Raw genomic sequence first — 19,705 nt, 5'->3', positions numbered from 1 at the left:
TGGAATGGCATTAATTTCGGACCGGTATCGGGACATATTTGTTGGCGATGGAGAGATGGCGCAGATGATGCGGCGCCATGATTGGGCGGATAGTACACTTGGTTGTCCGGACGAGTGGCCCGAAGCGCTGAAGGTCGCAATTCGGCTGTTGCTCACCTCAAAATTTGAAATGTGGCTTGGCTGGGGTCCAGACATCGCCTTTTTCTATAACGACGCCTATAGGCCGACCTTGGGAAATAAGCACCCCAACGCGCTTGCTGTGCCGACAAAGATATTATGGTCTGAAATCTGGAATGATATCAAAGGGCGCTTGGAAACCGTTTATTCAAGCGGAGAGGCAACCTGGGACCGCGCGCTGCTCTTGCTTCTCGAACGCGACGGGTATCCGGAAGAAACGTACCATACCTTCTCTTACAGTCCGCTGATCGGAGACAGTGGCAAGGTCGAGGGCGTCTTCTGCGCGGTCACGGAAGAAACCGAGCGGGTCATCAGTGAACGCCGCCTGGCAACTATGCGCACCCTGGCGTCTGGCCTTGCCGTGGCCGACACCGAGGTCGAAGTCTTCAACGCTTCACGCAAAGCGCTTAACGACAACCCTCAGGATCTTCCCTTCTGCGCACTTTACGTTTTTGACGAGAACGGCAATGCGATGCGCCGGTGGGTTTGCGGCACAGCTGAAGACGACACTTTATTGCCGGTAACAATGAACCGTGGTGTGGGCATCTGGAACCTTGAACGCGCCTGGCAAGAACAGGCCATGGATCTGATAAAGTTGTCGGCCACAAACGTCATTCCGTCGGGGCCCTGGCAAAGAGCGCCATCTCAGGCTGCGGTCATTCCCTTGGTCGGACAAGCCAGCGACCAACCCAAGGGGGTAATGATCACCGGGCTCAATCCGCATCGGGCGGTCAGCGACGATTATCTGGATTTCCTTAAATTGATTGCCGGCCAGATCACCTCGCGCTTGGCGAGCGCCGAAGCGTTCGAAACAGAACGTCGACGGGCAGCGGCGCTTGCGGAGGCTGCTGAGATCCGGGAAAAAGCAGCGTTGGCACTCGAGCAGCTCAATCGTCAACTCTCCTCAGAAGTGGAACTTCGGACCGCGGAGCGAGATCGGATGCGCGCCCTGTTCCAGCAAGCCCCAAGTTTCATGTGCATCCTCAGCGGGCCTGAACACACGTTCGAGCTGGTCAACGATGCCTATAATCAACTTGTCGGGCATCGCGAGCTCCTTGGCCTCAGCGTCAGAGAGGCGCTGCCTGAGATTGCTGGGCAAGGCTTCTTCGAATTGCTCGACGGTGTTTTTCGATCGGGCACGCCGTACATAGGTCGTTATGTGCCTGTTTTCTTGGAACGGGATGGCAAGGAGCAGCCGGATCAGCGCTTCGTACATTTGATCTACCAGCCAATTTTTGATCTTAACGGATCAGTGACCGGGATTTTCGTTGATGGCTTCGATGTCACGGACCAAAAGCGTGCTGAGGATCAGCTTCAGAGCCTTAACCACACCCTTGAGGAAAAAGTCGAGCAGCGCACTATTGAACTGAGAACTGCGCTTCTGAAGCTAGAGAAAGAAACTGTCGAGCGCGAAACCGCACAGATCGCGCTGAGGCAGGCGCAAAAGATGGAAGCGCTGGGTAACCTCACAGGCGGCGTGGCGCACGACTTCAACAATCTTCTCCAGGTCGTGAGCGGCAACCTGCAGCTTCTCTCCAAAGATATCGACGGCAATAGGCGGGCAGAACAACGCCTGCATAACGCCTTGGCCGGCGTTGCCCGCGGCGCAAAGCTGGCATCGCAACTTTTGGCCTTCGGCCGCCGTCAGCCGCTCGAGCCCAAAGTCGTCAATGTTCGAAAACTCATCCAGAATATGGACGATATGCTGCGCCGGGCACTGGGCGAAGAGATAGAACTCGAAACCGTTGTCTCCGGCGGGTTATGGAATACGCTGATCGATCCGAGTCAGCTGGAGAACGCCATCCTTAACCTGGCAATCAATTCGAGGGACGCGATGGAAGGCCGCGGACGATTGACAATCGAGACCGGAAATGCGGTTCTCGACGACAATTACGCCCGTTCGCACGACGATGTCCGTCCCGGACAATATGTACTCGTTGCAGTGACCGATACGGGGTCAGGAATATCGCCAGATATCATCGAGCATGTCCTGGAACCGTTCTTCAGCACGAAAACGGACGGGAAGGGAAGCGGCCTCGGTTTGTCGATGGTTTACGGCTTTCTTAAGCAGTCCGGCGGCCACCTCAAAATCTACAGCGAGGTCGGGCATGGGACGACCATGAAACTCTATATGCCGCGCACGGTGCAGGTCGAAGACAGCCTGAGTGATCCAGAGGCCATTGCGGTGACGGGTGGCACTGAAACTGTTCTCGTGGTGGAAGACGATGACGGCGTTAGGGAAACATCGGTGGCGCTGCTGACGGACCTTGGTTACCGCGTCCTCCAAGCGAGAGACGCACAGTCCGCATTCGCCGTCGTCAGCAGTGGCGTTCAGATCGACCTGCTGTTCACGGACGTCGTGATGCCGGGCCCGATGCGCAGCACAGATCTTGCGAGGAAGGCCAAGGCTCAGTTCCCAGGCATGGCCGTGTTATTTACCTCAGGCTACACCGAAAATTCGATCGTCCACGGCGGCCGGTTGGACGCTGGTGTCGAGTTGCTATCCAAACCCTACACGCGCGAGGCACTGGCCCGCAAAGTCCGCCACGTCCTGAACAACGCGCAGCAACACAGGATTGCCTTGCAACGGATGGAGCGCCAGGAGCCCGCGCCTGCACCCGAGCAGGAGCCGCGTGATAGCCGCCCAACGGTGTCCGCAAAACCGCATGTCCTTATCGTTGAGGATGAGCCGCTTATCCTGATGTCGACGGTCGACATGGTAGAGGAGCTTGGTCACACGGTGCATGAGGCCAACTCAGCGGAAGATGCCCTCAGCGTCCTTGAGACCAACAGGATCGACATGTTGCTGACAGATGTCGGTCTGCCCGGCATGTCCGGGATCGAACTTGCAAGGCATGTAAGGGAACGCTGGCCAAACGTGCGGATCGTTTTCGCAAGCGGTGACGACAACGCCAAGACAGCCTCGGGCATTTCCGATGCGCAGCAATTATCCAAGCCTTTCAGTATCGATGGGCTGCGACAGGTGTTGGGTAAGGCCGATCGGACCTTGTGACCGCAATTTGGCTGGCATGGCTCGCGCACGGGTATATCCACGTTTGCCATCGCGCTGTTTGGCGATGGCAGCCTGCCACTTGCGCAAGGTTGAGTATCCAGTCCCACCTGCGCTGTTGACCGCCGGGTCATCACGATTGTGGAATTGGATCTGTGGAGATACCTTGATGCCCCCTGGGCAAGCGAGGCCACGGCACCCTTCGCCGGTTAATGGGCCTTCCGGTTTTTATCCGAAGTCGACGCCCGCGCGGCGTAAGTCACAGCTCGACCGACAAGAACCGCGCGGCATAGAACACCACCAGCTCGATCCGGATCAGCCGTACGCCGCGGGGCACGAGATCACTAGAGGCTGACGCCCTCCAGTTTCGCGATCAGCGTGTTGCGATCCTCAACCGATTTCAATCGCACCGTTAGAGCTTCGCTCTTAACCGGTACCTGGGGCGGCAGAGAGACGGCAATGCCGGGAATATTTTCGGCAGCCCACCGCCTGAAACGAGGCAACTTGTTGGGGCCGCTGATAGGAAGGGTGTGAATATATCTGAAAGTCATGACTGCTTCTTTCCGAATGCGGGCAATGCCATGGCACAGGCGGCCAGATTTGCTCCGCAGTTTTCGTGTCGGGTTGCGAGAAACCTGACGCCAATGTCGCGGTCGCAACTATTGGCGCCAGGCAATCAGCGTCCGGCACTAACCCTTCGGATAGGAAAGACGTAACGCATGGTGAGCGCGAAACCCGTTAGCTCCATCGTCGGCATATCAGACACCAGAACCTTGCCGCTCGCTCAACCCCAGGATCAGGCGGCCAGAGTGACGGCGGGCATGCCAGCACCCCGGCTCTGCATCGAGCTTCCGTACAAAATCGGCAAGCGCGATATCACCCAGCCTGTCCGCCGCCGCTTGTGGAGAAAACCATCGTCTTTTTCGGTGCGCTTTTTCGCGCCAGTGGGTCAAAGTGCCACGCACGTTCATACCGAATATCGTGACACAGCAGACAAGCTGAGGCCCATCGTTGAGGGTCTTGATGTATCTGTATGTCATTACCGGAGCCGGGGACATGTCGCCAATAATTCCTGCCACCTTGAACGCATGTCGCGAGGCCATGACGAGGGGCGGACATGCTTTAACGAGCGGGCCATTGGGCACGATCCAGCGCTCGCGCTCACGGTCCGTGACAAGCAGCACCTTGCGCTCGCCGTCGCGCCCGATCCGCCAGGGAAGTACTCCGACCTGCTGCAACTGACCTCTGTCATCAGGTGACGAGACGATCCGGCTTGCTGTCGTAGCGCCTGTCATTGTCCTGCGGTCTCCGCAAGCCAGCGAAAGGGCAGCCGGAACTCGTTGCGCTTGCAACTATGAGGCTTGCGTGCGGCTCTCAGTGGAACAGAGGTTTCACACCAAGGGCACCGGGCCGCGGCACCCGGCAGTTGACGGTTGCAGGCAGGGCAGACTGGAAGGGGGCGAGGGTGGGACATTGAAACGCTCCATGGCTACGTCGCGCGAGCGACGCATTACGAACCGCACTTTCAATTGCGTGGTTCCCGGAGCGGCTGGGTCTATGGCGGCGTTAAAGGTTCAGTGCTGCCAGCTCCGGGTTAGGGAACGTGCCTGATCAATAAGCCTGAAAAATAGGGATTTCATGGTCGTTTTCATGATGCTTATCTGGGCAAGGATCGCGTTGACGGCAAGGTGACCTTTTGCCGCACGATAGGAATGATGTCGGACCATTCGCGCCAAATCGTACGTGAGCGAACCTCGTGACATCCACTCAGCGGCAAGAAGCTCTGCGTCACTTTATGGCCTTACTGTCAGACCCAGAGCTTTTCGCTTGAACGCGCGGACGACGATCGAGACATTGATGGAGGTTTTGCAGACGTAGCTGTTATCGAACAACAGACCTGACCGGTCGTTGCACAGCACTGACGATTCGAGCGCCTGCTCAGCTAGGTTGCGCCCCCACTCGTTGTGGAAGAACGTGCTTCCATCGGTAAAGCCAAGCCCGGTGCTCTGGTATGTCGGTCGAGCTTGCAGCGATCTTAAGGCGGCAAGATAAGCGGCATCATTGTCCGACCTGCGTCCAGCGATCAACGCTTTTCCCAGAGATTTCCGATCGATGCTGGGACGCCGCCAAATAATGAAGCGGTTCTCAACCAGATCAATGTACTCATCGAGACCAGCAACGGGGATCGAGTGGACGGCGACAGGTTGATAGAACATGAATGGATCGCTCTCTTCGGCGGCCGCATTTGCCCGGAAACACATAACCGCTTCGAGCGATGCCACTATCTCCGGCCAGGCTTTAAGGACGGAGGACATCACCTGAGGGGCGACTCCAGCCTTCCGCCAGAGTGCATGTATTAAAGCCAGAGCAATCCACCGTGGCTCGCCTGTCGTCTCGTTAGCCGCGTTAGCAATCGGTGCAAGGCAGGCCTCGTCCTCACATAGGATAGCGGCTACGTCAGCCAGAGTAGCATGATCAAGTCCAAAATTGGGCTTGGCAAGCAGGGCAGGAAACAAGGTGGTAACCTCTGAAAAACGCCTTGTTCTCAACAAAGAGAACGAAGACCAGTGGAGCGACTAAATTGGCGAACGACCCGATCGCACGCGTGCGATCGGGTGACGCTCCTGCTTTGAGGCGCAGCGGCTCCGGTCTGGCTTGAGGTCCAATAATCATCACCGATGCGTTGCTCCGGGACAGCATGAGTCGAGCTGGGCCGCCGCTCGTGATCGCCTAGATGACCCCTAACGCGTCCATAGCTTCCGCGACCCGAACAAATCCGGCGATGTTTGCACCAAGGACGTAATCGCCCGGCGCGCCATATTCCTCGGCTGTTTCCGCGCAGACATCATGGATCGCACTCATGATGTCTGCGAGGCGCGCCTCCGTTTGCTCAAACGTCCAGCTGTCACGGGAAGCGTTCTGTTGCATTTCCAAAGCAGACGTGGCGACCCCTCCTGCATTAGCGGCCTTGCCAGGCGCGAACATGACGCCTGCCGCCTGAAACAACCTTACAGCCTCGGGAGTCGACGGCATATTTGCACCTTCTCCCACCGCGATGACGTTGTTTCTGACGAGCGTCTTTGCGTCTTTACCAGTCAGTTCGTTCTGCGTTGCACAGGGCATAGCCACGTCACAGGGGACATCCCAGATTGATCCTCCCTCGACAAAGCAAGCGTCCGACCCCTTGAGCTTCACGTATTCCGAGATGCGTCCTCGGCGGACCTCCTTAATCTCCTTGACCAGGGCGAAATCAATCCCGCTTTCATCAACGACATAACCGTTTGAATCGGAGCAAGCGACAATCTTCCCGCCGAACTCGCTTACTTTTTCCATTGTATAAATTGCAACGTTGCCCGAACCAGAAACCGACACACGCTTTTCTGAAAAGTCCATTCCTTTGGAGGCCAGCATCCTGCGCACAAAGTAGCTCGCCCCATAACCTGTCGCTTCTTTGCGAGCGCGCGAACCGCCATAGAACAGGGCTTTCCCGGTCAGGACACCCGCCTCAAATCGATTGGTCAGCCTCTTGTACTGGCCGAACATATAGCCAATCTCACGACCGCCGACACCGATGTCGCCAGCGGGAACATCGGTGTATTCGCCAATATGTCTATGAAGCTCAGTCATGAACGACTGACAAAAGCGCATAATTTCGCCATCAGATCGTCCGCGCGGATTGAAGTCGGATCCGCCCTTCCCTCCCCCGATGGGCATACCGGTCAAGGCATTCTTGAACGTCTGTTCGAATCCGAGGAACTTGATGATACCGACGTTGACCGAGGGATGAAACCGAATGCCGCCCTTATAGGGACCCAGAGCAGAATTGAACTGCACGCGGAATCCGCGATTGATTTGGACCTGACCGTTGTCATCCACCCAAGGCACACGAAAGATGATCTGCCTCTCCGGTTCACAAATCCGCTCGATGAGGGCGTTTTCCGCATAACGCGGATGTTTAGCAATGACTCTTCCAAGGCTCTCCAGGACTTCGCGCACGGCCTGGTGGAACTCGAACTCTCCTGCGTTTCGGCGCAAGACTTCGTTGAGAATGGGTTCGAGTTTTTCGTCGACGTGAACCATCAAATACTCCGTTTTTTTAATAGCTTAAGGAAGATCGGCATGGGCAAGGCAGCCTGATCACTGCGGCGAGGGTGACTGTCTTGGCTCGTCAGACATCGGGGTTCTTTGACCTCACTCGCTCGGACATCATCGCCTGGAAGTTCGACAGCAGGATTATGCATCCGCCGATGACGACCCAGGCGTCTACGCCTTCTCCGTAAGCGTAGAACCCGACGACCGCAGCCATGGGTACACGCAAAAAGTCGATGGGCATGATGACAGATGCATCGAGGCGCTTAAGCGCCTGTGCCTGGCAGTAATGCGCACTCAAGGCACCAACGCCGGCAACCATCATCCACGGAATATCGGACAGGCTGACGTCCCTCCAGTCCGTCAACGCGGCCAGCAGTCCCAGCGGCAGTTGAATGAGGATCATCCAGACCACGATGATTGCTGGTGAGCATTCTTTCGTGAGCTGCTTTACAAGAATTAAGGAAAGCCCATAGCCGGCGGCCGCCAGCAGCACTAAGCCAGCAGCCGGATCAATGACGCCGAATCCTGGACGCACTATCACCAGAACACCGATGAAACCGCCAAGGGTTGCGAGAAGCCGCGGCCCGGTTAGCTGCTCCTTGAGAAAAAGCCAGGCGAAAAATGCGACCCAGATTGGCATCGTAAATTCGAGTGCAAAGACCGAGGCCAGTGGGAGAGAGACCACGCCAATGGTCCAGAAATACTGGGCGGTGAAGTGAACGACGTTTCGGGCGAGATGCCTTGGAAACAGTTTCTTCTGACGGATCTGCGGCAGGAGTGACCGTCCCACCAGCAAAATTACGCCGAGACCGACGAGAGCCCGGAAAAACAGCACCTGTCTGATCGACAAGGTCGATGCGAGCTCGCGAGACCCGACAGCCATGCTTATGAAGGACGCCATGCTCAGCGCCATCCAGCCAAGTCCCTGCGCAAAACCTGCCCGCCGCCGCATTCCAGTAAAATGTGTGTCTTTTTCCATGATTGCTCCGGACAGCTTGTGCTGCCGCGATAAGGGAAGCCTTGGTCCACTTTTGTTGGCCAAACATCTGAAGCACCATACGAAACAGATGTTGTTGGTGCATTCAAAGGGCGGAGGAACGTGCGCAAGCAAGCGCAGACATCCGGTCCCGCAGACCATTCTTGCGTCGATATCATCGCGTTCAGAGGTGGCTGAAGGCTTCCGCGGCTGCTCGTCGTAAACCGGCACGGCCGACCCGGACGACAGTCAATTGATGTCTGTGTCCATCGCGAGAATTCCACTCCCCGCGCTGCCCGGGCTTAAGGCCCAAGAGCGCCACGCCAACAGGCGTCAATACAGACAAGCGGCCCGCGTCTGCCAGCACTTCATTCGGGAGAACAAGGGTAACCTGGCGTTGCTGCCCCTCTACATCATACGAGACAGTTGATCCTAGGCAGACCGTGTCGAGCGAGACCTGTTCGTCTGCCAAGACCCAGGAGTTTTCCAGCTTCTCACTCAAGTCGGGGCCGACGTCGAAATCATTGGTCAGGGCCACGAGCGTCAGGCGGCTAAGTGTGTGAAAGTCTGTTGCCCCGATTATGGGCATGGTCTGGCTGAGTGAAGACATGTTTATTGTGACCTGCGCAACAACCCTGTCGCTAGAGGAAGGGCGTTGACTTGTTTGAAGAGAGACTTGCCGCAGATGGTAAGGCGAACGTGTTGACGTAGCCACTCTGGATCCGGCAGGCGACAGTGGCCGGACCCGGTTACGATCCTGCGATGGGGCAGACCCTGAAAGCGCTCACTGCGCGTCTTTTGCTCTCGTTCAACATCAACCTAGCATTTATGGAAGGTGCCATGAAGTCAAGGGCACTTGCCAAGATCAAAAGCACCAGGCAGCGTCTCACGGCGCTTCTTGACTTCCCCCTCAGCCATGCCATGATTAGGGCACCATGTTGAAAATTGGCAATTTCCATAGATTTCGCCTCTGCCGAGAGTATCCCGTCGAAGGATACTAGCCCGGGACGTAGACCTGCTGTCGCGCGTCTGAACCCGGGCTTTGATCCTGCGGGATTGCGCGACCTCACCCTCCACAAGCAGTCTTTTTAAAAAACGCAGCTATTCGGCCGCGGTACGAGGCATATGAAATGAACACCACCTATTACACAAAGCCGTCCATCATCGTCCGGCAGACTGACCACGCTCGTCTGACCGCCCTTGCACTGGCGGCACCGGGGCGCGACCTCGACGATGCCGAGGAGTTGCTTATCGAACTTGAGCGTGCTGATGTCGTAGAGGATGACCAGTTCCCCGCAGACGCAGTGGCGGTCGGATCGACGGTATCCTACCTAACGGAAGGCGGAGCCAGAAGGACGGTAACTCTTTGTTACCCCGGCCTCGCCGACATCGAACGCTCAATGGTCAGCGTGCTGACCCCGATTGGAGCTGCTCTTCTTGGTCTTTCTCCCGGGCAGCAGATCGAGTGGAAGGGCCGTGACGGGCATTTACACAAGTTGACCGTCATCGAGGTGGCGGTAGACCTACCGGTCAAGGCATCTTAAGACACCCGTTCCAGATGACGGGAAACTGTTCACAAATCGACGGTGACATTCCGCATGTCTTCCCGGTTGAATCCAGAGTGAGAAAGACGACGACATCAAGAGCCCGCGCAATGCAGGTGAGCCACGTTTTCTGTCTGTTTCTGTCGGTTTCACTCAGAAATGGCCGGTTACCGCGCGGCTTTCGGTGCTAGGTACAGAGACACACCCAACAAGAAACATCAGAGCGACAATCGAGATGGAATTCCTCATCGAAATGCTGCGCCAATCCGCACCCTGGAACTGTGTGACCTGCTCAGTTTGCTATTCATTGGCTCTACGCTCGCCCCTGAAATACACCTCAGACAGCCGAAAGTTCCCTTTGTGTCGCCTGCACTGAGCAACGATATCGATACTCGCGTTCAAAAAAGCCACGATGTCGGCCCGGTCCAGGCCTGCGCCGCCCTCCGACTCCTTAACAAGCAGGACCAGCTGCTCAAAAGCCAATTCGGCCGAGTTCGCATGGACCGTGGTTATCGAGCCAGGATGGCCCGAATTCACGTTCCGAATATAATAAAAGGCCGTCCCATCGCGAAGCTCCTGAAGCAGAATCCTATCCGGCCGCATACGAAGGCAGGATTCGAGAAGCTCTTTCGGTCCGGCGCGCGAGAGCCCCTGCCCTCCTTTCGAGTAGAACAAGCGCACGTGGTTCGGTTGTGAGATAACGAGCTCGGGAGTGTCCTCGATTGAAATGACCCTCTCGTTTTCGGGAATATGCTTGATCAATGCTTTGGAAAGTGTCGTTTTCGCCGAACCTGTGGCGCCAGAAATAATGATGTTTTTTCGAGCGATGACGGCCTGCCGCAGGAAATCCTTAAAGCGGCCGGCACGATATGTTTCGCACAGTTCCTCATCCTGCGCGGAGGAGGTGGTACTGGTCGCTGCGCACGCTGTCTGGAAAAATCCCTTTTCCTCCAGATCATCAAGACTGAAGTCGACCGAAGAAGGCTTGCGGATTGTCATGCTGACAGTGTCATTGATGGTCGCCGGGGGGATGACGATCTGGATTCGTTCGTTCCCGGGTAGCGTCGCCGACAATATTGGACGCGTCTCATCAATCGACTGATGGGAAAAACTTGCGACTGCCCGGGCAAGACGCATGAGCTTTTCGAAGGTCAGCTCCGGCATTTCATAGGTCCGCCACCCACCGGGACCTTCCGTCAACACCTGCCCGGGCCGATTGACAATCACCTCTAGGAGAGACTTGTCCTGAAGGAATGTCGAAAACGGCTTCAACAGCTCGCTGACGACAGCCGATTCTTGCCTCTCTGACATTTCGCGCTCTATTTCGTTAGGAGCGTCGATCGTGGCGCGAAATCCCCCAGGACTGCACGATCGAAAACGCGGTTTCTGGGTTCGGTCACCCGAAGACCGTAGATGCCGGAAAAGTCGAGATCGCGAGCGACAAAGATCGAAACCGGTTCACCTTGGTGCTTATTGAGTGTCGGCGGGATATTGATGGACTGCTCGACCGCGATGGCGGCCGCCTGTTGACTGGCACTCGTTGTTTTTTGCGCGTCGACATCGCTGTCCTGCAGCCGACTGCTTGCATAGTTCGTCGCGTCCCCGACAATGGAAAGCAGAAGAGCGCTGCCGAACCGCTCCCACCAATGGGTGTCGACATGGCCGTCGACACCGGCACGACCCAGTGCGTCGGTTGCTGGTGATGCGAGAGTGACGATAACGCCCTTCGGCGTTTTCGCGCGATTCCAGAGAATGAACAGGCGCTTTTGCCCGCGTTGAAGCCCTCCACGATATTCGCCGACAACCTGCGTGCCCTTTTCCATCAAGACCACCCTGCCATTGTCAGAGAGAACATCGCGGTTGATCACACAAGTGGTAAATCCCGGCTGGTCGGATGCTAACGCGGTTTCAAGAACGCAGGGAATGGTCGTTCCCATCGCGACGATGAAATTGCGGTTTCCGAGTGTACCGGCCCTTGAGCCTTCAAGCCGCGTTGGCCGCAGCAGGCCATCGAAACGATGCTGCTCATTGTTTTGCTGGTTCTGAACAGACATATTGTTGTCGAGCGGCACGAAATTGCTGTTGTCGGAAGGATAAGAGCTGTCGCTTTCCCTCAACTCTTTCCGATTCCTCTGCCCTCCACTGAAGGCCATCACGGGCGCGCGGCGGGCGGAATCGAGCAGCTTATCCTGCTCTTCAATGACCGGTTCGACGAGAGGCGTTGGCAATTTTACTTCAGGGAGCGCCTGGTCCGGTTCAACTTTCTCTTTTGCGGCCTCGAAGGGGGTCGTCTGGCGAATAATGATCCGTTCGGGCTGAAGATTTTCATCCCTTCCCTTCTTTCCCGTCGTCGACCAAAGCGCGAAGCTGACAAACGCGATGATCGCAATGGCAACAGCGCCGCGTTTCAAGAGAGGGCTGTTGTCGATCTGACGACTGGTGACGGTTTCGGCACGCTCTCCGGGGATGCGATCCTCGTCTTCCTGAGCCATGACTGTTCCCTTCCCTATCGCCCGGTAACATCGCGCTTCACGACGCGCTCCACCGAAGGAGACGTTGTGTTGGTGTCAGGATTGATACCGACGCGGTCGTAGGCTTCGTTGAAGACGCAGAGCACATCCTTGCCCCGACGCAGGATGAACTTGCGGCTGATCGCGTGCACCATCACCAGATCTCCATCGACCGACTTCGGAACAAGGCTTTCGGAGCCGTCGGAGTTCTCCATATAGATTGCGGGCATTTCCTGGTTACCCACAAAGGCAAACGTTGTAATCTTGCCGTTGTCGTAGACGCTTTGCGGCTCCAGTGCCTGCGATCCCTGAGAAGAATAGCGCCAGTTTCGAGGGCCATAGGCTTCGTGAAGCGCCAGCACATTGTCGGCGTCCTTCGCCTGGGCCGCGAGAGCCCTCGACGCTGCCTGCTGGCGGCGAAGCTCGGCGTCATCGCCTGGATACCTGTACTTCACGTAGAAGTAGGTGTTTTGGCCAGCCTCTACGGAGCCATCGCGCGCCGTCAGTTCCATCTGGTAGCTGCGGGTCGAGCCATCCCTGCGCGTCGTAACCACGGAAATATTCGTCACCGGCTGGCTCTCGCGTGGCTTCAGGAACAGGATGTTGCCGGCCGGCGCAACTTCCCAGGCGACGCTATTGCCGAGCGCGACATGGGCGATTTCCTCGTCCGCCGCGAACTCGACCTGTACGGATGACCGCAGAGTGCCGACCACCCGCGTGATGTTGTAGGGTTGGTAGTTCACGAACCGGACACGACTGTCTTGCGAGGCACCTCGGGGTATCTCAAGCGCAAACGCCGGCGACATCGAAAGGGTCACGATGAGTGCAGGAATTCGAGGGATGCGCATCATCTCACCTCCTCCGGATCAGCGCGATACTCGCTGACGACGAAGCCGAGCGGGTTTACGAGCCGGTCCGTCGAGGACATCGGAGCGTTCGCGTAGGAATAGGTGATCGACGCAACCCAATGGGTCGTTCGTACTTCCTCGCCACGCGTGATGGTTCGCATGTAGCGTACGGAAACGACATTCTGATTGATGAGGGAGATTGAAGCGATATCGATCCTTGCTGTAGCCCCGCGACCATAATTATTCTGGGGCGATTGCGGGTTGCTGCCACGGTAGAGGGCCGCGAAACGCGTTTGCTCCGCTTGCGTCGACAAGAGGGCGATGGTGCGGAAATTTTCCTGTGCTTCACTCCAGACGTAACCCTCGCGGGCCCGGACATATTTTGCAGCGAAATATTTCGTCACCGCCTCATCGTAGGTGCCAGCCGTCGATGTCAGCGCTGACACGACGTCGACAATGCCGGTCGAATTGTCGACGCGCACCACAAAGGGTTCAACCGTCTTGAGGGGTGTGAGACACGCGACCGCGAAGACGGCTACAGCGGCGACAATGCCTGAAACTATGGCGATCGACCAGGCAATCCTGTTCGATCGCTCGACCTGGATCATCCGGTCCTGGTCGAAACGACGTGCTTTGTCGAAGTAGCTCTTGAGATTATCTGTCGTCACCATGTTTCATCCCTCACAACGGCGATAGGAACCGTCGATGTCCAGATGCGCAAAAGCGGAAGTCTCGCTGGCCTCTTTTACGAAAGGTGTGAGGGACGTGGACGAACTCGTGTTGGATTGCTGCTGTTTCAGCTTGCTGCCGCCCTCCCAGTCCCACATCGAGCGGTTCAATGGGCGGCGCGAATAGCCGTCGCAGTTCGGCAATGGGTAGGTCATCGAAGCGCAGCCGACAAGCGTGGCTGAAAAGACGATCAACAGGGCAGGCTTAATCATTCAGCAGGCCTTTATCTAATGTTCTGGACTGGGTGTCATACGCCGGCATTTCTTGATCCGAAGGCGCGGCGAGCAAACCGAGCACCGCGACCGATCATCCGGCCGGTGTGGGAGGCTGCTCTGGCCAGCATGCCTTCATGCGCATCGCGTGCGGTCGTGTAACCATAGACCAGCGAGGCGCCGCCAGACGCCAGCGCCGATGCAATGCCAGGTAGCTGGTAGAATATGTACAGGGCAGCTATCCCGATGGCACAAAAAGCAATAGGGCGCATAAGGACGTCGCTGTAGCTGTCGATTGCGGTGAAGCTCGAGTCCAGGCAGGAGATCAAAAGCGAACCGACGGCAACGACAAGGACCTGAAGGATCACGAAGTTTGCGAGCTGCCCGATCCAGGACTCGGTAAAACGGCGCGTCGATTGAAACATGGCAAGCGCAATGAAAATCGGCCCGATCGCCAGGACGATCGCCAGCGCCAACCGTGCATAAAGGGAAACAACATAACCGATCCCCGCCACCAGAAAGCTGACGCCGATCACCATGATGCCGCCCACACCTGTGACGATGTCAATCGGCCAGGAAGCCCTGGTCCAGATATCGGTCGCAGAGGCCTGGCCCTTGTCGAGCAGACTGTCAAAGGTGCTGGCACTCGGCGCCGTACCTGCATTCAGCGCCTGAGCGATCTCGCGTGGCAAAACATCGAAGAAGATGTTTGTGACATAGGTCTGATATTCGCCGGCGTTCTTCACCAGCATCACTATGATCGCGAGCTTCATCGCGCGGAAGGCGAAGTCAAGGATAGGTTCCTGGACCGAGCCCCGAAGGATGAGATAGCCGTAGAGGACGACGTAGAGGGTCACTGCCACCGTCAACGGACCAGCGACCCATTCTGCTATGTTCGACGTCCCATCCGAGACGAAAGTCTCCAACGGCCGCTTGAACTGACCGTCGATAAACTCAAACACCTGGTACATTTGGTCAGCCTCCCAATGCCTTGCGCATGTTCTGGAGCCGGAGCTTAACCTCGGCCGCTTCCGCGTTCTGGCAATTGGGCATCTGGCGCAATGCACCCGGGTTGTTGCGGCACTCGGTAATCGTACGGGACAGCAATTCGGTGTCGGCGACGAACTCGTCCACCGTATGAGTTCGCTCCGCCTCTTGCGAACAAGCCGACAAGAGCACCAGGGAAAGGACGATGAGGGTGCACTTCACTGCAGCGCCGCCTTCATATTGTCCATCCGTTGGCGCCAGTCCTCCGCCTTGCGCTGTTCGTCGACCTGGTTCTGCGCCTGCTGCACCATCCTCAGCCCCTCCATCCGCAGGACGTCGGTCTGAAGAAATGCCTGTTCGGCCTGCAGCCGAGCCTGCAGGTCGGCAATCTCTTTGGCGTCGCCAGCCGTGGAAATCTTTCCCCGCAGCTGATCAATCCCGTTGATGCGCTTGGTCGCGGCATCGTAGATTTGCTCACCAAGGCTCATTTGCCCGGCATTCTTCTTCTGAAGCCGGGACAATTCCTGAGCGTAGAAATCATCGGCGTCAGTGCGGTAGGTCGAGTTACCTTCCAGAAACCTTGAGGCGGAATCACCGAACACGCCGGTACCGTTGCCTTTGAGCAATCCCTTGATGGCAGCGAAGTCGGAGGGAAGCGCCTTGCGGATCGCCGGATCGTTGAGAACCTCGGCGACATCCGCCATATCGGTCAGCTTGTTGAGCGAGCCATAAAGCTGCCGAGCCTGGCCGATCTGCTCATTGAGCGCGTCGAGTTGCGACTTGAGCTGCGCGATGCTCTCGATCTGCTTGGCAATCGCAGCCTGATCGTTGACAGGAATCCCCTGCCCTGACGCGCCTTCAGCGGCAAGCATGAGCACCGCGCTGAGCAGTACGCCATGAAGTCGATAGGAAGTCATCAGCTAGCACTCCTTCGCTGTTGGAAAATGGGAAGCCAGTTCTCGACGTCGTCTCCAACCTCCGCGCGGATCGCGTCGAGAAGTTCGACATTGGCGGTCCGGCCGGAGAGGATGGCGAGCTCGTCATCGAAGCCGTTGAGATCGAGCTCGGCAACGACGCTGTTGTGTCCTTGCTTCAACACGAACCTCCGGCTTTCAACGGAAAGCTCGCGCGCTATCAATTCGTATTCGCGCTCGGTGAGCTTGAATCCATCGACATAGTCGGCATGGTTGCCGCGCGAGTTGGGCAGGAAGATCTGTGTCGGGCATTGCTCGATGATCGTGTGCGCGATTGGCGAGTTCAGCGCGTCGCGCGGGCTTTGCGTGGCAAACAGCATCAACCCATTTTGTTTGCGGATGGTCTTCAGCTTGTTTTGCGCAAGATCGCGGAACCCCTCGTCCTGTAGCGCCTTCCAGAATTCGTCGATGACGATGATGATCCGGCGGCCATCGATCATCTGCTCGACGCGATGGAAGAGATAGGCCATCAGCGGTGTGCGAATTTCCTCGTTGTCGAGGAAGTCGGTCATGTCGTAGCCGATGAACTTCCCTGATCCGCCGAAATCCCCAAATCCGATATCTTCGATGACATTGTCGAAGACCCAGCCGAGCGGCCCTCCCTCCTCCCACCGGCGGAGCCTCGCCGCGATACCTTCCGGATCCGTATTGTTGAGGAAAGCCCGCAGCGCCCCTATTGTCCGTCGCTCAGCGGGCAGGTCGGCAAGGCCGTCGATCGCGCCGGAGATGTCGCGAAGTTCGGTGACAGTCAGTTCCCGCGCCCCTGAACCCACAAGCTTGCCGATCCAGCGCGCCAGGAACACCTTGTTCTCCGGCGTCAGGTTGAGGGCCTTTAAGGGAGCGCAGCCGGTGGGGACCCCGTTCTTCAGCGGCAGGTAGGTGCCTCCGGCGGCGCGAACATAAAGGTCCGCGCCGCGATCCTTGTCGAAGAACACCACGTGCGGGTCGTGTTTCTCGAGCTGTGACAGCATGAAATTGACAATCACGGTTTTGCCCGCTCCCGACGGACCGCACATGAAGGTGTTGCCCAGATCGCCATAATGGAGATTGAAGTAGTAGGGCGAGCCTGAAGCGGTCTTGAGCAGGGCGACGGCGGGTCCCCACTCATTGCCGTCCTTCTGTCCGATCGGATAGGAATGGAACGGTGACAATGCTGCGAAATTCTTCGAGCTGATCGCGCCTGAGCGCGCGCGGTAACGAAAATTGCCCGGAAGTTGCGCCCACCATGCCGCTTCGAGACCAAGATCCTCGCGCGCAACGACAGCCCCGCCATTGGTCAGGCTGGCGCGAACCTTTGCCAGATTGTCGGTCAATTCCTTTAACGTGGTCGCAAAGACGGAGAGTGTCAGGTGATGCTCGCCGATCACGAAGCGGTTGGACTCCAGGTCGTCCATCGCATCGTCAAGTTCATCGATTTGCGAAGCCGCCTTGTCGCCGCTGCTCACCAACTGGTTTTGCTTACGCCCCATGATGACGCGAGCGTCCGCCTTCGACACAAAGCAGAACGACTGTGAGAGAATGAGCTCAAACGGACTGTTTAGAACTCCGTCCAGCATGCCTGTCCTGGTGCGGGCTGGATATTCCTTGAAGCTCAGCATGCCGGCAAAGCGGCTTTCTGCCTCATGCCGGATCTCGATCGTTTCCCGACCTATGATTACGCGATCAGAGTAAATTGCCGAGGCGACGCGACCTTCGGTAAGCGGCACACGCTCGCGCCTCCCGCCGACGAGCTGGTGTAGCACCTCGCTCGGTTCAGAGAAGAGCATGCCTTCCTGTTCGTAAAGAGAAAGGACCCTTGGCTCAAAGCGCCTCAAGCCCGCCACTACGTTGACGACCTTGTCCTTAAGCTGTTTCAGAGCCTCTTCATCCAGCTCCATATCGAGTCGTTTTGACCGTCGAAGGTACGACAGCAGCTTCCCCGCCTTGTCTGCAGGGCCACGCGCTGGCGACCAAAGGACGGTCAGATAGAGATCGTTGCGGAAAAGGTGCTCGCGCGCCATGCGTTCCCGGTATTTCTCGTTGAGCGAGGCGGAGAATGGCGTTGCGAACGTTCCGCCCGGATAGTCGCTGTCCCTGCGCCGAATGAGATGGGTCCAGATCGCGAGCCGCTCATCGGCAATATTTCGATAGAGCGTGTTGAGGTCGCGATGGAGCGCGTTGATGTCGAGCAGATCAGCAGTTTCGAACGATACGCCTGCGAGCGCGACCATGACCATGAGTGTCCGGGACTCGAGCGCGATTGTCGTCTCGTCGATGTGCCGCACGTAAGGGATAAAAGCCTCTGGCGTGAGTTCGCGTGATCTAAGGGTGGCGATGTCAGGCAATTCCAATATCCCTTTCGTCGAAGCGGCGTGTCAGCCTCAGAGGGGAAAGTGTTGCCCCGCCCCAATAGGCACCGTTGCGTGAACGGCCGCGTGTCTCGACCCAGGCGAGCAGGATGCGGAACATGTTGTGATCGTGCTTGACGAGCGCTTTGAAGATGAGATGGAAAACGATGCCGACGAACGCGTAGGCGATAGATCCGGCGACGATGTAGAGGATCGTCGTGACCATGATGTTGAAGCCCATCGCCTCCATCGTGACACCGGCAATCATCGCGGGACGCGTACACGCGATGAAGAGTGTGTCTTCTTCGAGAACCGTTTGTCCGCCCACCATCTTCAGGCTCCGACGATGGTGTTGACGAGTTCGGTGGCGCCAAAGATGCCGCCAATTCCGATGATCCAGAAGCCCGCTCGCCTCAGGTCCATGTAACCAAACATCCAGGCGATGCAGATGACGATGACCGCAATCACGGCGAGAAGCTTAGCAATGTTTCCCGTCAACATGTCGACGATGTTCTGCAGGACGGTTTCGATGCCGGCGGCTTGCGCGAAGGCGGGCTCAACCATCGTCACTATAATGGCGGCAGCCATGACGGACGAGGCGACGACGGGTCTGATCCGGGAACTAATTATCATTCACTCTGCTCCAATTCCAATTGATTGTCTTGAAACACCAGGACGGATGAACGGCTTCGGGTCTTGAAGACGTCCCACGCGGACGCCGCCGAGATCGCGTGTGCTTCCCCCGGAGTGTTTTCCGCCACCACTTCGGCAACGACGTCTGCTTGGGAAGAATTCGCCGACACGTTTGTCTGCAACCCTTTTCCCGTGTCGCCGATTGTAAATCGAGCCACTGTCGGTCCGAGCCGTTCGATTTCGCGGCGAACCTGATCGCCATAGTTGACCACGCCCCCGACCGACGGATCGTCACGTCCATAGCAGGATTGCAGCACCTGCTCGGCCCTGGGACTGTCAGCACCCTCCTTCACCGAGAGGCAGCAATAGCCGTCGGATGGCGTCGCTGGAGCCTTCAGGTTAAGGCAGCGAGCGAAAGCGGCTGGTATCGAGAGGTTCAATCTCCACAGTTCTTCCGGCCCGACCCCGTCGGGACCAATGTGTATGTCATGGCATGTTGCCTCCGAGGATGCGGCGACTTCGATTACATCGGCCTTGGTCGCAGGTTGCCGCCCGAGCGGTGCACGGCTGTTGATCCTGATGGTGAACGGAGCGCACCGGCTTTCGGGGCTGACCACACCCGCAAGAGCCTCCGATGCAACGAAGGGTGCGCAGGTCTGCGCAAGATCTGAGAAGACAACGGGCAT

General features: G+C 57.3%; 20 protein-coding genes. 2 read left to right on the top strand and 18 right to left on the bottom strand.

Features of this window, described 5'->3' with window-relative positions; all coding sequences use genetic code 11:
• Nucleotides 1-55: 55 nt before the first annotated feature.
• Nucleotides 56-3,190 carry a hybrid sensor histidine kinase/response regulator gene (locus ACQZ63_RS21875; RefSeq protein ID WP_065660625.1) on the top strand — a complete coding sequence of 1,045 codons (3,135 nt, stop codon included), beginning with the start codon at nt 56-58 and terminating at the stop codon, nt 3,188-3,190.
• Between the two features lie 341 nt (nt 3,191-3,531).
• Here ACQZ63_RS21875 and ACQZ63_RS21870 read toward each other — a convergent pair whose 3' ends face one another.
• From ACQZ63_RS21870 to ACQZ63_RS21845, 6 genes are all read right to left on the bottom strand, one after another.
• On the bottom strand, nt 3,532-3,738 hold the full coding sequence (locus tag ACQZ63_RS21870; RefSeq protein ID WP_019565739.1) for a hypothetical protein: 207 nt from the start codon (nt 3,736-3,738) through the stop codon (nt 3,532-3,534).
• Between the two features lie 207 nt (nt 3,739-3,945).
• A complete protein-coding gene (locus tag ACQZ63_RS21865; protein WP_019565738.1) occupies nt 3,946-4,482 on the bottom strand; it encodes an NUDIX hydrolase in 537 nt (178 codons plus the stop codon).
• 498 nt (nt 4,483-4,980) lie between these two features.
• Nucleotides 4,981-5,505, bottom strand: a complete 525-nt coding sequence (locus ACQZ63_RS21860) for a hypothetical protein (RefSeq protein WP_236776507.1) — start codon at nt 5,503-5,505, stop codon at nt 4,981-4,983.
• 412 nt (nt 5,506-5,917) lie between these two features.
• Complete coding sequence (gdhA, locus tag ACQZ63_RS21855) at nt 5,918-7,267, bottom strand: NADP-specific glutamate dehydrogenase (RefSeq protein WP_060643039.1); 1,350 nt, start codon at nt 7,265-7,267, stop codon at nt 5,918-5,920.
• 88 nt (nt 7,268-7,355) lie between these two features.
• Nucleotides 7,356-8,258 carry a DMT family transporter gene (locus ACQZ63_RS21850; RefSeq protein WP_236772275.1) on the bottom strand — a complete coding sequence of 301 codons (903 nt, stop codon included), beginning with the start codon at nt 8,256-8,258 and terminating at the stop codon, nt 7,356-7,358.
• Between the two features lie 181 nt (nt 8,259-8,439).
• On the bottom strand, nt 8,440-8,865 hold the full coding sequence (locus ACQZ63_RS21845) for a GreA/GreB family elongation factor (protein ID WP_111790837.1): 426 nt from the start codon (nt 8,863-8,865) through the stop codon (nt 8,440-8,442).
• Nucleotides 8,866-9,385: 520 nt separating this feature from the next.
• Between ACQZ63_RS21845 and rnk the strand changes: the two genes are divergently transcribed.
• Nucleotides 9,386-9,799: a nucleoside diphosphate kinase regulator gene (gene rnk, locus ACQZ63_RS21840; RefSeq protein ID WP_113292287.1), complete on the top strand. Its 414-nt coding sequence runs from the start codon at nt 9,386-9,388 to the stop codon at nt 9,797-9,799.
• 300 nt (nt 9,800-10,099) lie between these two features.
• Here rnk and virB11 read toward each other — a convergent pair whose 3' ends face one another.
• Genes virB11 through ACQZ63_RS21780 form a run of 12 tightly spaced genes read right to left on the bottom strand, consistent with a single transcriptional unit; the run spans nt 10,100 to nt 19,705 of the window.
• Nucleotides 10,100-11,110, bottom strand: coding sequence for a P-type DNA transfer ATPase VirB11 (virB11, locus tag ACQZ63_RS21835; protein ID WP_173998580.1), 1,011 nt, complete (start codon nt 11,108-11,110; stop codon nt 10,100-10,102).
• Between the two features lie 8 nt (nt 11,111-11,118).
• The gene (gene virB10, locus ACQZ63_RS21830; protein ID WP_112153473.1) at nt 11,119-12,291 is read right to left on the bottom strand and encodes a type IV secretion system protein VirB10; all 1,173 of its coding nucleotides are present in this window, start codon (nt 12,289-12,291) and stop codon (nt 11,119-11,121) included.
• A 14-nt stretch (nt 12,292-12,305) separates the two neighbouring features.
• Nucleotides 12,306-13,160, bottom strand: a complete 855-nt coding sequence (gene virB9, locus ACQZ63_RS21825) for a P-type conjugative transfer protein VirB9 (protein ID WP_019565728.1) — start codon at nt 13,158-13,160, stop codon at nt 12,306-12,308.
• Nucleotides 13,157-13,828 (bottom strand): VirB8 family type IV secretion system protein, encoded by a 672-nt coding sequence (locus tag ACQZ63_RS21820; protein ID WP_173998577.1) that lies wholly within the window; start codon nt 13,826-13,828, stop codon nt 13,157-13,159. Before ACQZ63_RS21820 ends, virB9 begins: the two co-directional genes overlap by 4 nt.
• 3 nt (nt 13,829-13,831) lie before the next feature.
• Nucleotides 13,832-14,098, bottom strand: a complete 267-nt coding sequence (locus ACQZ63_RS21815; RefSeq protein ID WP_025591470.1) for a hypothetical protein — start codon at nt 14,096-14,098, stop codon at nt 13,832-13,834.
• A 35-nt stretch (nt 14,099-14,133) separates the two neighbouring features.
• Nucleotides 14,134-15,069, bottom strand: coding sequence for a TrbL/VirB6 family protein (locus tag ACQZ63_RS21810; RefSeq protein ID WP_013637412.1), 936 nt, complete (start codon nt 15,067-15,069; stop codon nt 14,134-14,136).
• A gap of 4 nt (nt 15,070-15,073) precedes the next feature.
• Nucleotides 15,074-15,307, bottom strand: coding sequence for an EexN family lipoprotein (locus tag ACQZ63_RS21805; protein WP_173998575.1), 234 nt, complete (start codon nt 15,305-15,307; stop codon nt 15,074-15,076).
• Complete coding sequence (gene virB5, locus ACQZ63_RS21800; protein WP_173998574.1) at nt 15,304-16,002, bottom strand: P-type DNA transfer protein VirB5; 699 nt, start codon at nt 16,000-16,002, stop codon at nt 15,304-15,306. The genes ACQZ63_RS21805 and virB5 overlap by 4 nt, the downstream gene beginning before the upstream one ends.
• Nucleotides 16,002-18,383, bottom strand: a complete 2,382-nt coding sequence (locus tag ACQZ63_RS21795) for a VirB4 family type IV secretion/conjugal transfer ATPase (RefSeq protein WP_013637409.1) — start codon at nt 18,381-18,383, stop codon at nt 16,002-16,004. Before ACQZ63_RS21795 ends, virB5 begins: the two co-directional genes overlap by 1 nt.
• Complete coding sequence (locus ACQZ63_RS21790) at nt 18,376-18,717, bottom strand: VirB3 family type IV secretion system protein (protein ID WP_013637408.1); 342 nt, start codon at nt 18,715-18,717, stop codon at nt 18,376-18,378. Before ACQZ63_RS21790 ends, ACQZ63_RS21795 begins: the two co-directional genes overlap by 8 nt.
• A 2-nt stretch (nt 18,718-18,719) precedes the next feature.
• Nucleotides 18,720-19,019 carry a TrbC/VirB2 family protein gene (locus ACQZ63_RS21785; protein ID WP_035200925.1) on the bottom strand — a complete coding sequence of 100 codons (300 nt, stop codon included), beginning with the start codon at nt 19,017-19,019 and terminating at the stop codon, nt 18,720-18,722.
• On the bottom strand, nt 19,016-19,705 hold the full coding sequence (locus tag ACQZ63_RS21780; protein ID WP_035200926.1) for a lysozyme family protein: 690 nt from the start codon (nt 19,703-19,705) through the stop codon (nt 19,016-19,018). Before ACQZ63_RS21780 ends, ACQZ63_RS21785 begins: the two co-directional genes overlap by 4 nt.

It is taken from the genome of Agrobacterium sp. CG160-95 (genome assembly GCF_053521725.1).
Note: the sequence above shows the minus strand (reverse complement) of the source record. Positions and strands in the feature narration are given on the sequence as shown.